This is a genomic window from Pseudomonas laurentiana, assembly GCF_014648275.1.
GTDB classification, from domain to species: domain Bacteria; phylum Pseudomonadota; class Gammaproteobacteria; order Pseudomonadales; family Pseudomonadaceae; genus Aquipseudomonas; species Aquipseudomonas laurentiana.
Map to the genome: position 1 here is coordinate 1 of NZ_BMQU01000015.1, position 12,042 is coordinate 12,042.

At 55.8% G+C, this 12,042-nt stretch carries 15 protein-coding genes and 1 pseudogene; 8 read left to right on the forward strand and 8 right to left on the reverse strand.

Features of this window, described 5'->3' with window-relative positions; genetic code table 11:
* Window positions 1-33: 33 nt before the first annotated feature.
* From IE038_RS16015 to IE038_RS16035, 5 genes are all read right to left on the reverse strand, one after another.
* Window positions 34-321, reverse strand: a complete 288-nt coding sequence (locus IE038_RS16015; RefSeq protein ID WP_189395912.1) for a hypothetical protein — start codon at window positions 319-321, stop codon at window positions 34-36.
* 273 nt (window positions 322-594) lie between these two features.
* Window positions 595-1,041, reverse strand: a complete 447-nt coding sequence (locus IE038_RS16020; protein ID WP_189395913.1) for a PM1101 family membrane protein — start codon at window positions 1,039-1,041, stop codon at window positions 595-597.
* A gap of 285 nt (window positions 1,042-1,326) precedes the next feature.
* Window positions 1,327-1,470 carry a YHYH domain-containing protein gene (locus tag IE038_RS24810; RefSeq protein WP_368855851.1) on the reverse strand — a complete coding sequence of 48 codons (144 nt, stop codon included), beginning with the start codon at window positions 1,468-1,470 and terminating at the stop codon, window positions 1,327-1,329.
* Window positions 1,471-1,678: 208 nt separating this feature from the next.
* The gene (locus IE038_RS16030) at window positions 1,679-1,888 is read right to left on the reverse strand and encodes a hypothetical protein (protein WP_163935953.1); all 210 of its coding nucleotides are present in this window, start codon (window positions 1,886-1,888) and stop codon (window positions 1,679-1,681) included.
* A gap of 451 nt (window positions 1,889-2,339) precedes the next feature.
* Window positions 2,340-2,666 (reverse strand): hypothetical protein, encoded by a 327-nt coding sequence (locus IE038_RS16035; protein ID WP_163935940.1) that lies wholly within the window; start codon window positions 2,664-2,666, stop codon window positions 2,340-2,342.
* A gap of 158 nt (window positions 2,667-2,824) precedes the next feature.
* Here IE038_RS16035 and IE038_RS16040 point away from each other — a divergent pair.
* The 4 genes and pseudogenes from IE038_RS16040 (at window position 2,825) to IE038_RS16055 (ending at window position 5,398) form a co-directional block, all read left to right on the forward strand.
* A pseudogene (locus tag IE038_RS16040) lies at window positions 2,825-3,107 on the forward strand (excalibur calcium-binding domain-containing protein).
* A 342-nt stretch (window positions 3,108-3,449) separates the two neighbouring features.
* Window positions 3,450-3,752, forward strand: coding sequence for a hypothetical protein (locus tag IE038_RS16045; protein ID WP_189395914.1), 303 nt, complete (start codon window positions 3,450-3,452; stop codon window positions 3,750-3,752).
* 317 nt (window positions 3,753-4,069) lie between these two features.
* On the forward strand, window positions 4,070-4,366 hold the full coding sequence (locus IE038_RS16050) for a DUF2513 domain-containing protein (RefSeq protein WP_163935937.1): 297 nt from the start codon (window positions 4,070-4,072) through the stop codon (window positions 4,364-4,366).
* 228 nt (window positions 4,367-4,594) lie between these two features.
* Window positions 4,595-5,398, forward strand: a complete 804-nt coding sequence (locus tag IE038_RS16055) for an alpha/beta fold hydrolase (protein ID WP_163935934.1) — start codon at window positions 4,595-4,597, stop codon at window positions 5,396-5,398.
* A 13-nt stretch (window positions 5,399-5,411) separates the two neighbouring features.
* On the opposite strand, the gene IE038_RS16060 is transcribed toward IE038_RS16055, so the two are convergent.
* Entirely contained in the window at window positions 5,412-6,020 is a 609-nt protein-coding gene (locus IE038_RS16060; RefSeq protein ID WP_163935950.1) for a trimeric intracellular cation channel family protein, read from the reverse strand.
* A 475-nt stretch (window positions 6,021-6,495) separates the two neighbouring features.
* Here IE038_RS16060 and IE038_RS16065 point away from each other — a divergent pair, with 475 nt between their 5' ends.
* From IE038_RS16065 to IE038_RS16080, 4 genes are read left to right on the forward strand one after another with little or no spacing between them, the layout of a single operon-like run.
* Window positions 6,496-7,533, forward strand: a complete 1,038-nt coding sequence (locus IE038_RS16065; RefSeq protein ID WP_163935931.1) for an isopenicillin N synthase family dioxygenase — start codon at window positions 6,496-6,498, stop codon at window positions 7,531-7,533.
* Between the two features lie 30 nt (window positions 7,534-7,563).
* Window positions 7,564-8,379, forward strand: coding sequence for a MetQ/NlpA family ABC transporter substrate-binding protein (locus tag IE038_RS16070; RefSeq protein ID WP_189395915.1), 816 nt, complete (start codon window positions 7,564-7,566; stop codon window positions 8,377-8,379).
* Complete coding sequence (locus IE038_RS16075; RefSeq protein WP_163939768.1) at window positions 8,376-9,356, forward strand: methionine ABC transporter ATP-binding protein; 981 nt, start codon at window positions 8,376-8,378, stop codon at window positions 9,354-9,356. Before IE038_RS16070 ends, IE038_RS16075 begins: the two co-directional genes overlap by 4 nt.
* Window positions 9,353-10,024: a methionine ABC transporter permease gene (locus IE038_RS16080; protein WP_189395916.1), complete on the forward strand. Its 672-nt coding sequence runs from the start codon at window positions 9,353-9,355 to the stop codon at window positions 10,022-10,024. The genes IE038_RS16075 and IE038_RS16080 overlap by 4 nt, the downstream gene beginning before the upstream one ends.
* A 15-nt stretch (window positions 10,025-10,039) precedes the next feature.
* Here IE038_RS16080 and IE038_RS16085 read toward each other — a convergent pair whose 3' ends face one another.
* Window positions 10,040-10,480 (reverse strand): GNAT family N-acetyltransferase, encoded by a 441-nt coding sequence (locus IE038_RS16085; RefSeq protein ID WP_163939769.1) that lies wholly within the window; start codon window positions 10,478-10,480, stop codon window positions 10,040-10,042.
* A 57-nt stretch (window positions 10,481-10,537) separates the two neighbouring features.
* Entirely contained in the window at window positions 10,538-11,989 is a 1,452-nt protein-coding gene (locus IE038_RS16090; protein WP_189395917.1) for an aminotransferase-like domain-containing protein, read from the reverse strand.
* Window positions 11,990-12,042: the final 53 nt, after the last annotated feature.

Genomic DNA, 12,042 nt, shown 5'->3' on the forward strand with positions numbered 1-12,042 from the left:
GTTTGCAGCGAGCAGCCACACAAGAGCTTGTTTTTAAAGGGTTTCCATGACCAATGCACGCATGGGGTGCAAGGGGTCGAGTGTTCGAATCACTCCGTCCCGACCAATATTCCTGAGTAAAATCAGACACTTAAGCCGATCAGCTAGATCGGCTTTTTTGTGCCTGCGCAAAACCCGCGCAAGTGACGTTTCGAGTGACTTGGCCTTTTCCTTAATCCAGGCCTCCTGCTCCCGGACGCCAGTGTTCATCTTGAACAAGGCCATCGTTTGCAGGTGCGCCGGCAACTCGCCGAAAAGGATCGACTGCTCATCCCGTGACATGGGGTAGGGCTCCCTGCTCAGTTATGAGTGCATGGCAGGGCAGAAAAAGCTCAATCAATGGCCTTTGCTGGAACACGGGACTATGAATCGTCCAAGCTGCTGTACCGCCGCACTGGTATCAGACGGTTCACTTAAGTATGGACTGATCTCTTTCCACGAAAAGGCTTTTACAGGACGGACAGATCACTCCAGAGCGGATTTTCCGCACGAAGCGATGCTTGCACTTTTTACAGATAAAAAAGTAGGGCGGACCAGGATGGAAATGGGTCACCGCTATTTGCTCTTTCTAAGGGTCAAACTGAAGCTACCCTTACCCTGCTGAGTCGTTGACGCGCCTGCAGCCTCAGAGCCGCCGAGAGTGTTTTTTTGTTTACCGCTGAAGTCGCAGTTAGTTTCAAGCTCGTAATCTTTTACCATGACCAGGTAGAGCGTACCGAGAAAGGTCAGAGCAGTGATTGCGGCAATCAGTACTCCGGCGGTAGCTCCAGACATAGCAGCAGTGAGCCCGGCAGCTCCGGCAATTCCCCACCCTAGAGGATTCCAGGCGCTTGCCACTCCTATGCCCAAGACGGTCGCACAAGCAATGGCGGTTCCTTTCTTCGCGGTCTTTACTGTTTTGACGTGACGAGCTAGATCAGGGGCAGCGATGTGGATGACCTCAACACGATCCTTTAACGCTTTTTTCAGATCTTCCTTGGTTGTTACCACGCGACTGCTCATGTTGGGTCTTTCCTTCGGAGATTCACTTTGCCATCACGGTAGCTTAGGTCTAGCAAGTAAGGCAATTCTAGGGTTCGACCTGTAGATACTTTCGTATGACCAGGCAGCAAAAAGCCCGCTGAGACGGGCTTGAACTACGCAGTTTCAGCATTGAAGAATCGTTCGGCTGCTCGCTCAACCGACTCAATAGTTTGAACTCGGAATGAGTGTTTTTCGCCAGCCTCTTATAGCGACTCGATAGGCCGTCTAAGGGCATCGATCTGTCGTTCACTGCCGGTTGGATCTTCAATGGCAGTGACGTGTGCCGGCTTTCCTGTCGTTATGACAGCCTTGCTTGTCGGTACGGCCGCCATGGGCGACTGCAGATAGGGAGGTGGCTGCGAGAACTGCGGCCAAGATGAGACTGGTGAATTTCATAGTGCACTCCATGTGTTGGGAATAATCCTGCTGATTCGTGTTGTGGCAGCTCACGCAGTTTTCGTGCTGGTGGCCTGCTTAGCGTTTACTTCATCTGCCTCACTCCCGGCATGGCTCAGCCGCTTCCAGCGCCTCGCAAGGCCTAGAAGGTCGCTGCGTAGATCTTGGTTTGGCTTGGTGAGTGCCATAAAGCCCCTGAAAACTTACAGGGTCAGACGCATCAATGGAGCGTCACAACCCTGCGACTTTCGCCAATCCTGATCCTATCCAGCGCCCGGTTTAACGCATCCAAGGCATCGAGGAGGGCTTTTGCCTCGGCTTCGCGGCCATCCCCCCAAAGGCGTTCAGCCATTTTATTCAGGGCCTGAATGGATCTTTCAATGTCAGCAGCGGTTGCTGTCGAGGTGTCTTTCGGTTGCTTCTTTGGCATTTTTAGAGCTTCTGCGTTGCCCGGACGACGATGCCGACGATCCGGCAATACTCGTCAAGCGGCTCGATCGGGTATCCAGGGTACAGCAGTTTCAAGAAAAATCGCCCCCTCACGTCCTTCACATAACCGTCCAGTCTGGTCTTTACCTTCTGAACAGCCTGCGCGTACTACACCAGATGTCGCGGGATCTGCAGTCGAGTCGAAGCCGCTCAGCCTCTTGATGTTGATCGCTTCTTCCAGGTCAAGCGAATCAAACCACCCCCTGGGAAGTCCTTCAACAGTTTCGATTCGGCGAGCAAAATCGTCGTCTAGGCGAGCTCACCATGCAAGAAAAGCGGGCGCGGCTGCACCCTATCGAGTGACAACAAAGAGCTCGGCCTTTAAGCCGGGTTTTTATTGCTCGCAGAACAGTGCACTGCAGCCAAATCGGATTTTGGGGCTTCTTTGAACGTTACATCTCGTCTTGGCCGTGCATTGCTCTGCAGTAACTGGCGTTGTAGATTTTTACGTACACGTTGCGTGCTTGAGCTGTTGTCATAGTGTCGAGGCCGTATTCCTTACGGACATCCATAGCGATCTTGATTGCTTCTTTTTCGGAGAGCCCATCAAAGTCTTTCTCATTAGACTGAAGGTAATGCGAAATACCTGCCAGTGCTTGTAGGTTCTGCAAAACGCCAACGGCGGCCAGGCACGTCATTGCCTCTTTGGTGTCCGGGCTGTCAGAGCAGCCAGCCATTGTCAAAAGAAGTGTCGCGATTGCAATGTTCCTGTAACGCATTGTGAAAGCCTTTGAATAGTGTGAAGGCAAATGCTAGCACATTGACATTGCTTGGGCTTCTCACCCGCTTACTGGCAGGCGGTATGTGGGTTAGTGAGTTACGTAGGAAAGCAGGCAGCGTGAAAATGCAAACGGTCTTTCATTACGGATGGATCAAAATGAAACTGATTTTGGTAGCGCTCGTGGTTGGTCTGTTGGCTTGGACGCTTTCCCCTGAACTACAGTCCTGGGCTGACACCCGGGTATTGCATCCCAAAGGAACCTCTTCCATTGCGACTGAACCGAGGCCTGTTCCCGTTCCATTTAAATGTGATGGGCGCAAATATTGTTCCCAGATGACCTCATGCAAACAGGCCAAGATTTTTTTTGCAAAATTGTCCAGGAATGAAAATGGACGGCGACAACGACGGAGTGCCCTGTGAGACGCAGTGGTGCCGCTGATAACTCGCCGATAACAGATATCGCTGCCGACACTTTGCACCTCCAGTGGTTACTGTTTTGCCTTCATGGCTTAACCTCGCGTTGCGCCCAGCGCTCACATGGGCTGTTCCTCAGGCCCGTAGTGGTGGCTCTCGGACATATCGTCAGCTTCTTTTTCTCAGGCATGACTTCGTCCTTGCCGACATATGGCGGCTGAAAGTTGTACAGGTGATTAAGTGCAGTACAGGGTTTTCAGCCGGTTGTCTGAATCAGTTCTCAAACCAGTCGAGATTGGTTGCTTGTCGCTTGGTTTTGACTATGGTGGCCTTTACACATCTAAGACCAAAGTCGTAGGAGAGCGGCATGAGAATTCGCGGTGAAGCTTTTTGGGAGTGGGCTGACCCAGCGCTCCAGCATAGGTCCCATGACGAAACGCTCGATAACGGAAAGATCATCGACGTTCAGGTGCGCCTGTCACGCACAGGCAGTACACAATTGTTCATCGGTGTTTACGCACCATCCGGTATGGCCTTGCATGAAGAGGCTTACAATTCCCGTCCGGGCGAATCAACGACCAGGGCGCTGGCCTGGGGGGTAGGGCTGGCTCGAAGGCTCGCCACCTCAGGTGCTCCGCAAATCAAGCATCGCATTGCCAGTGAAGCCTGACTGAGTGCCTGTTCAATAGAGGGGCGCGGGGGATTCTTTGGTTGAGTACAAATGTACTCTCTGCGCTATGCGGCCTTTGATTGGCGCTTTGTAGCTCGCCACGGGTCATTCGTGTGAGCCGGTGCCGCCATCGGTGCCGGGCTGACGCTGTTCTCGCACTCCGCTCCTGCTCGGTTTTCGTGAGCCTCTTGCCGTCGGCACCCTTGTCGATGATGTAGTCGGTCGGGAGGCCCCGGCCCTTGAGTCGGCTTTGTAGGTGTTTTTCATCCCCCCTGACTATTCTCAGTTGACCTGAAATGGCAGAGGAGAATGTTCACATGAAGCGGAATTGGAATTACATCAAGGGAATTCTTGAGCAAGTTGAACGGGCCAACAGAAAAGGGGTACTCCAAGAAGAGGCGCTGAAGGCAGCGCTTGGTCCGGACATTCACGATCATGCCAAAAAGGAACAAGGTACCCATGCGCTCCAGCTCATCATCAAGGAGGCGTTCGTGGAGTACACACTGGATGCTGCAGGCGTTGAGACGCTGATCTCACTCACATGGAAAGGCCATGACCTGCTTGATGACATGAGAGCGAACGTTGCCAAGTACGAATTCAAGTCATTTAGTTAATATTGATCTCTTAAGCCCCGTCATCAAGCGGGGCTTTTTTGTGCCAAAGAAACACTACTTGCTGTAGCCAGGGCAGTCTACGGGGTGGACATCGTCTGTCATGGCAGGCTTCATTGCACTGCGTAACCATGCCGACCTGTCCAATTGCCTGTTGTGCTGATTGCTGCACGCACAACGTGTACCCTGCGTTCTTTGTCAGCGAGCTTGAACTGTCTACCGAGGCCTTGCATGCCAGTGTCTATCAGCACCGAAACCCTCTGGATCGATACGCCACACGGACGCTTGTTTTGTTGTCGCTGGCGCCCTGAGGGGGGAGCAAGCCATCAGGACAAGCCACCCATCATTCTTTTCCATGATTCCCTTGGTTGCGTGGCACTGTGGCGTGATTTTCCCCAGCGGCTGTGCCAGGTAACCGGGCATGAGGTAGTGGCCTATGACCGGCTCGGCTTCGGGCAGTCTGGTGCGTATCCGGGGCAATTGCCGCTGCACTTTATCCGCGATGAAGCCGAGTGCTTTTTTGCCTACGTCAGGGCAGCGTTGAAGATCGATCGCTTTCTCGCGCTGGGTCATAGTGTGGGTGGGGCCATGGCTGCGGCCTGTGCCTCGGTGTATGCGCAGAGCTGCACGGCGTTGATCACGCTTTCGGCGCAGGCGTTCGTCGAGGATCGGACGTTGCAGGGCATCCGGGCAGCCGAGGTGCAATTTGAGCAGCCGGAACACATGGCGCGTCTTGGGAAGTACCACGGTGACAAAGCGCCATGGGTGTTGTCTGCCTGGACGCATACCTGGCTTTCGCAGGCCTTCAGGGCATGGACTATTGAGCGCACGATTGATGCCATTCATTGTCCAGTGCTTGCCATCCATGGTCAGCATGATGAATACGGTTCTGCCATGCATCCCATGCGCATCGCCAAGCTATCGACCGCGACTGGCGAATACGTGATTGTGGAGGACTGTCACCATGTGCCTCATCGAGAGGCACCTGAAGCGGTGCTTGAAGCTGTCGGTCATTTTCTCAGTGTCGAGTTCTGATTGTGCTACCCACTTAACCCCGCTTGGTGGAGAAAATCGCCGGCATTTGCAGCTCCTTGTAAATCGCCAGGAACCTCAAGCCAGAGGTGAATATCAAGGCAATCCAGCCTACGGCACGGATTGATGGGAATGCATCGTGCAACAAGACATAGAGCGTGCATCCCAGCAGAATAGGCGTGGCGTAGATCTCACGTGACATCAGTAACGAAGGTCTCCCGGCTAGAACATCGCGGGCGATGCCGCCGCCAATGCTGGTCAGTACGCCCATCATCACGGCCAACGGTGCAGCAAGATTTAATCCCAGCACCTTCTCGGTAGCGACCAATCCGAACAGCGCCGCTGCGAATCCGTCGAGGTACAGCAGCAGGCGATACCGCTGTTGGAATCGCGTGGTGAGAAAAAAAGCCAGCAGTGCTGCGAACAGGGCGACCCAGATGTAGTTGAAGTCTGCAATCCAGAAAATGGGTTGATCAAGTAACAGGTCTCGAAGGGTGCCGCCACCAATAGCGGTGATGATGCCAAGTACCACGGCCCCGAATAAATCGACGCCTACTTTATGAATAGCCAGTACGCCGGTAATGGCAAACACCGCGGTGCCCAGCATTTCCTGAAAATAAAGCATCCTGTACTCCGTTCTCAGGTCACCCATCAGACGAGCGATGACTCGGTGTGTGTCGGTGTTCGCTGAATTATAGAGCTGTTGTCTCTGGTGTTCAGGTTCTGGTGGGGGCTGTTTATCTTTGATCGATCACTGATGTGTGTCGATTCACTTTAAATAGACAGGAATGGCTAATTAATCTCTAGTAAGAACACTATTGAGGGATGACAAGTAAGGGCGAGATTCAGGGCGAGCAGTGAACGAATACTCAAGGTATCACCTGGCTGGAAGCAGGGTTAGCACTGTTTCATCTGCTGCGGCGCCACGTGAAGTGAACCTAAGCTAATGAAAAAAAGATATTTGTTCCCGGTTTTTAAGATCGTTTAGCTTCAAGTGACGGGGCAGAAGAACAGGTTAGCGCCATGTCGCGAATGACCGTGTTGTTGATGCCGACCCAATCAAGGTTCAACGGGTTTATTGACGTCACATGGAGTGAAGCATGCCGCACACACGGGACATTACCGCTTTACCGATCCTGGATCTGTCGTTACTCGATGGCACGCCAGCACAGCGTCAGGGATTTCTTGACGACCTGCGCCATGCCGCCCGCGATGTTGGTTTTTTCTACTTGACCGGTCACGGCATCGACAGCCGTCTGTTGAAGCAGGTACAGGACTGCGCTCGACAGTTCTTTTCCCTGCCTGACAGCGAAAAGGCAGCTGTCGGCATGATCAACTCACCGCATTTTCGTGGCTACAACCGCGCAGCATCCGAGATCACTCGCGGCAAACCCGACCTGCGTGAGCAGTTTGATCTGGGGGCCGAAAGGGAGGCGTTGCCGCAGGATAAGGACAGTCCGTACTGGACGCGCCTGCAAGGTCCTAACCAATGGCCACGGGCGTTGCCGCAGCTCAAGCCGTTGCTGCTGGATTGGCAGCACGCCATGACGGGTATGTCGTTGCGCCTGCTGCGCGCCTTCGCTCAAGCCTTGTCGTTGCCGCAAGACGCGTTCGATCAGTTGTATGGGGATAAGCCCAATGAGCACATCAAGCTGATTCGTTATCCCGGTCGTGGGGCAGACGAAAGCAATCAGGGTGTGGGAGCTCACAAGGATTCGGGCTTTCTGAGCTTCCTGCTGCAGGATCATCAAGCCGGCCTGCAAGTCGAGATCGAGGAGGGGCGCTGGATCGATGCGTTGCCACGGGACAACACATTGGTGGTGAACATCGGCGAACTGCTGGAACTGGCCACCAACGGCTATCTGCGTGCCACCGTGCATCGGGTGTTGTCGCCGCCCAAGGGGGGCGAACGTTTGTCGATTGCGTTTTTCCTCGGTGCGCAACTGGATGCAGTGGTGCCGCTCTATCCCTTGCCCCCGGCTTTGCTGCATGAAGCACGAGGTCCGGCCAGTGATCCGGACAATCCGTTGTTTCGTGACGTGGGCTGGAACTACCTCAAGGGTCGCCTGCGTTCGCATCCCGATGTTGCCCAGCGTTACTACGCCGACGCACTGATTCCCAACACCCTGAGTGCCTGACTCCCCCTTACGTGATCAAGGACTATGAACATGTTCAAAAAAACAGGATTGACCCTGGCCGTGCTGGGTGGGCTGGCTGCTTCGTTCAGTGCGTTGGCCCTGGAGCCATTGCGTGTGGCGGCGGACCCTGTGCCTCATGCGCAGATTCTTGCGTACGTTCAGAAAATCGATCCGCAGTTGAACCTCAAGGTCATCGAAATTCCCAACGGTGTGAACTCCAATGAGTTGCTGGTGCATGGCGACGTGGACGCCAACTACTTCCAGCATTTGCCCTATTTGAAGTCTCAGGAGCAGGCCCTTGGCGAAAAACTCGCGGTGGCGGCGACGGTGCATATCGAGCCGTTGGGGATCTACTCCCATCGCCACGAGCGCTTTGCCCAGGTGCCAGAACACGGCACGGTGGCCGTACCCAACAACGTTACCAACCTAAGTCGCGCGTTGTACCTGCTTCAGGACAATGGCCTGATCACGCTCAAAGCGGGCTTCAACGACCCGGCCAGCGATCAGGCGACACCCAAGGACATTGCCGAGAACCCAAAGCAGCTCAGGATTCTCGAAATCGAGTCGCCGCAGATTCCCCGTGCGCTGGATGATGTAGACCTGGCGGTGATTAACGGTAATTACGCACTGGAAGCTGGCTTGGTGCCGGCCAAGGACGCGCTGGGCCTGGAAAAAGCCGAGCACAACCCCTACGCCAATATCCTGGTGACGACGCCAGGGCTGGAGAACGACCCGCGCATCAAGCAATTGGCCAAAGACTTGAGTTCACCTCAGGTCGCCAGGTTCATTACGGATAATTTCTCGGGCTCGGTGATCCCGGTTACGGTGGCGGACAGCAAGCCATGATCGTCATCGAGCACGTGAGCAAAACCTACGCATCAGCGCAGGCACCTGCGCTGGACCAGGTTTCCCTGAGCATCCCCGATGGCGCGATCTATGGGATCCTTGGGCGCAGCGGTGCGGGTAAATCGACGCTGCTGCGTTGTCTCAATTTGCTCGAACGTCCCAGCTCCGGTCGCATCATGTTGGACGGTGAAGACCTGACAGCCCTGTCTGACAGTGAGCTTCGCCAGCAACGCCAGCGCATCGGCATGATCTTTCAGGGTTTTAACCTGCTGCACTCGCGCAACGTTTTCGACAACATCGCTGTACCTCTGGAAATTGCCCGCGTCAGTAGCGCGCAGCGGCATGCGCGAGTCCGGGAGTTGCTGGATCTGGTGGGGCTGAGTGATAAAGCACAGGCGTTCCCTTCCCAGTTGTCCGGTGGGCAAAAGCAGCGGGTGGGCATTGCTCGGGCGTTGGCGGCGCGACCGGCGTATCTGCTGTCGGACGAAGCCACCAGCGCGCTCGACCCGGAGACCACCGCTTCAATTCTTGAGCTGCTGCGCACCATCAATCGTCAGTTGGGGTTGACCATTGTGCTGATTACCCATGAGCTGGACGTGGTCAAGTCCATTTGTGATCACGCCGCTTCACTGGCACATGGCCGGTTGGTCGAGGCGGGACCGATCGCACACTTGTTGGCCAACCCGGAATCAGCACTCGGACGTTCACTGCTGCCGGGTTACAGCATGCCTTTCGGCGAGGAGTCCCAGGCCTTGGACCTGAGCTTTTTCGACTCGCTTCTGGCCACGCCTGTGCTCAATGCGTTGGCGGTACAACAGGGGGTGGAGGTGAACGTGCTGGCCAGCGGTGTCGCGTCGATCGGTGGGCGACAGGTCGGGCGTTTACGTGTGGCCTTGCGGCCGCCACGTGATGAGCTGAAGTTGGCTCAGGTGGTAGCTTTTCTCAAACAGCGCGGCGTCAGGGTAGAGCGCTCATGAATCGTCTTACTGGCTGGAACGAGATTCTTCAACTGGTACTCAATGCGACGGGCGAAACCGTGTACATGGTCATGCTGGCAGGGTTCTTTACCCTGCTGATTGGCCTGCCCCTCGGTGTGTTGCTGTTCATCAGCCGCAGCGCAGGCCTTTACCCGATGCCCAGGCTTAACAGTGGTCTGGGTGGCCTGGTCAATCTTGGCCGTTCGTTACCCTTTGTGGTGATGCTGATTGCCTTGATCCCTCTGACCAGGCTGGTGGTTGGCACAACCCTGGGCAGTACTGCTGCCGTTGTGCCGATCACTATCGGCGCTTTTCCATTCTTTGCCCGAATCGTCGAGAACGCTCTGGATGAAGTCGACAAGGGCCGTATTGAAGCCATCCTTGCCATGGGCGGTAACATTCGCCACGTGATTCTCAAGGTCTTGCTGCCCGAAGCGCTGCCCGCGTTGGTGGCGGGCGTCACCCTGACCCTGGTCATGCTGATCGGATTTTCATCCATGGCCGGAGTCATCGGTGGCGGTGGGCTAGGGGACCTGGCGATTCGTTACGGTTACCAGCGCTTCAACAATCAGGTGATGGTGGCGACGGTGGTGGTGCTGGTGATGCTCGTCCAGAGCGTACAAAGCCTGGGTGATCGGCTGGTACGTTCCCTGGCCCACCGACGCTGATGCACCGCCTGGGCGTTAGCCCAGACGCTTCACAAAGTGATGGCAGGCAATTTGATAATGGCGCTGCATGTAGAGTCGATGGGCAGCCCCCCTGTCTGCACCGACCCCGGAGTCAAGGTGAACGGCCGAACAACCCAAGCGTTCGGCTTCCGCCTCTACCCAGGCAAGCAGCGCTGACCCGAAACCTTTCCCGCGCCACTGAGGAAGTGTCGCAATATCGACGACGTAAAGCGATTTTCCCATCCAGAGAGAATGCTGGATGCGATAACCCAGTACACAGACGGCATCAGGCGATTCCTCTGTCCAAACGCCGATCAGGTTGTAACCGTTTGGGCGAAGAAACTCATCGACCTGGGTGACAATGTCAGTTGGCGTGTATCGTGGCCATAACTCACATAAGGCCGCAGCGGCCAAACCTGTTTCACGTGCATCTACGGTTTTGATTGTGAAGGACATGAGTGTCTCCGTGGCTGTCCATGCAATTTTACGCTTGTTTCTCAGACTGCCTGATTGCTAGCACTTGTAGTTTGCTTCAATCAGTCTCCCCTTGGCGGCGTGCACATGCTTGATCAGCAACTTCTCCAGTTGCTCCCACAGTGCCGGTTCCGTACTGAAGGCGACGTTGAAGCGCATCCAGCCGGTGGCTTGTGAATCAACCATGAACAACTGCCCAGGGCCGAGCATGATGCCGTGTTTGAGCGCCTCGTCAACCAGTGCTGCGCTGTCGGCAATGGCCGGGTGGCGGGTCCAGATGTACATGCCTTCATCCGAGTCGACGAACAATTCGAAACCCAGTCGGGTGAGCTGGCGGCTGACTTCCTGTTGGGCTTCGGACAGGCGCTGACGCAGGCGTTTGAGGTGTTTGCGCCAACGTCCATCGGTAATTGCGGCATACACCACGCGTTCCATGACCTGCGAGGTCGTCAGGCCCGAGCGCATCTTCAGGTGCAGCAATTGCTGCATCAGTGTTGGGTTGGCCAGCATGTAGCCAACGCGTACGTTGGGCGAGATGCTTTTGGAGTAGCTGCCGACGTACACCACCTGTTGCAGGTGATCGAGGCTGGTCAGGCAGGGCAGGGGCTCGGCGATCATGTCGGCGTAGAGGTTGTTTTCCACAATGCGGAAGCCGTGCTGCGACGCCAGTTGCAGCAAGCGGTGCAATTGCACGAGAGGCGTGCGTGAGCAGGTCGGGCTGTGCAGGTGCGGCTGGGTGAAAAACAGCGTTGGGCGGTGGTGTGCCAGCAGCCGTTCGAGGTGATCCAGGTCGTAGCCGGCCGGGGTGCGTGGCACACCGATCAGGGTGGCACCCTGAAAGCGCAGGATGCTCATCAGGTTGGGGTAGCCGGGGTCGTCCACCAGCACAACATCGCCGGGTTGCACCAACGTGCGTACCGCCAGGTCCAGCGCCTGGCTGGCGCCATGGGTGAGCATCAGCTGGGTCGGCGGCACCACGATGCGCAGGTCTTGCTGTAGATTTTGCGCGGTGAGGGCGCGCAGCTCCAGCAGCCCCATCGGGTCGCCATAGCCACTGAGCTCCATCACGCTGCTGGCGACCTGGCGTAGACCGCGTCGCAGCCCGTCTTCAAACATCCAGTCGTTGGGTAGCCAGCCGCAGCCGGGTTTGAAGGCCAGTTGTCGGCTTTCAAAAATCTGCTGCAAGTACCACTCTGAGTTGAATACGGGTTTGGTTGGGCGCGGTTTGCTGGCTTGTGCGTTGACTCGCTCGCTGGCCGAGCGGTTGACGAAGAAGCCCGCATTGCCGCGGCTGATCAGCAAACCTTGGGCGACCAAGCGGTCGTAGGCTTCAACCACGGTAAACGTGCTGACGGAGTAGGTGGCGGCGAACGCGCGAATCGACGGTACTTTTGCGCCGGGTTTGAGGGTGTTGTTCTCGATCAACTCACGCAGCCCGTTGATGATCTGGTTGACCAGTGGGGGCGATGCGTCGGGTCGTAATTCAAGCATGGGGAAGCTGTGCCTTCAAATGAGCGTACCACCAAGCGCCTGCAGGAAAACGG

Bases quoted from the DNA above. Each gene is read 5' to 3' on its own strand.
- IE038_RS16075 (WP_163939768.1), top strand. From the start codon at position 8,376: ATGATCGTCATCGAGCACGTGAGCAAAACCTACGCATCAGCGCAGGCA.
- IE038_RS16070 (WP_189395915.1), top strand. From the start codon at position 7,564: ATGTTCAAAAAAACAGGATTGACCCTGGCCGTGCTGGGTGGGCTGGCT.
- IE038_RS16035 (WP_163935940.1), bottom strand. From the start codon at position 2,666: ATGCGTTACAGGAACATTGCAATCGCGACACTTCTTTTGACAATGGCT.
- IE038_RS16030 (WP_163935953.1), bottom strand. From the start codon at position 1,888: ATGCCAAAGAAGCAACCGAAAGACACCTCGACAGCAACCGCTGCTGAC.
- IE038_RS16050 (WP_163935937.1), top strand. From the start codon at position 4,070: ATGAAGCGGAATTGGAATTACATCAAGGGAATTCTTGAGCAAGTTGAA.
- IE038_RS16015 (WP_189395912.1), bottom strand. From the start codon at position 321: ATGTCACGGGATGAGCAGTCGATCCTTTTCGGCGAGTTGCCGGCGCAC.
- IE038_RS16020 (WP_189395913.1), bottom strand. From the start codon at position 1,041: ATGAGCAGTCGCGTGGTAACAACCAAGGAAGATCTGAAAAAAGCGTTA.
- IE038_RS16080 (WP_189395916.1), top strand. From the start codon at position 9,353: ATGAATCGTCTTACTGGCTGGAACGAGATTCTTCAACTGGTACTCAAT.
- IE038_RS16065 (WP_163935931.1), top strand. From the start codon at position 6,496: ATGCCGCACACACGGGACATTACCGCTTTACCGATCCTGGATCTGTCG.
- IE038_RS16090 (WP_189395917.1), bottom strand. From the start codon at position 11,989: ATGCTTGAATTACGACCCGACGCATCGCCCCCACTGGTCAACCAGATC.
- IE038_RS16045 (WP_189395914.1), top strand. From the start codon at position 3,450: ATGAGAATTCGCGGTGAAGCTTTTTGGGAGTGGGCTGACCCAGCGCTC.
- IE038_RS16060 (WP_163935950.1), bottom strand. From the start codon at position 6,020: ATGCTTTATTTTCAGGAAATGCTGGGCACCGCGGTGTTTGCCATTACC.
- IE038_RS24810 (WP_368855851.1), bottom strand. From the start codon at position 1,470: ATGGAGTGCACTATGAAATTCACCAGTCTCATCTTGGCCGCAGTTCTC.
- IE038_RS16085 (WP_163939769.1), bottom strand. From the start codon at position 10,480: ATGTCCTTCACAATCAAAACCGTAGATGCACGTGAAACAGGTTTGGCC.
- IE038_RS16055 (WP_163935934.1), top strand. From the start codon at position 4,595: ATGCCAGTGTCTATCAGCACCGAAACCCTCTGGATCGATACGCCACAC.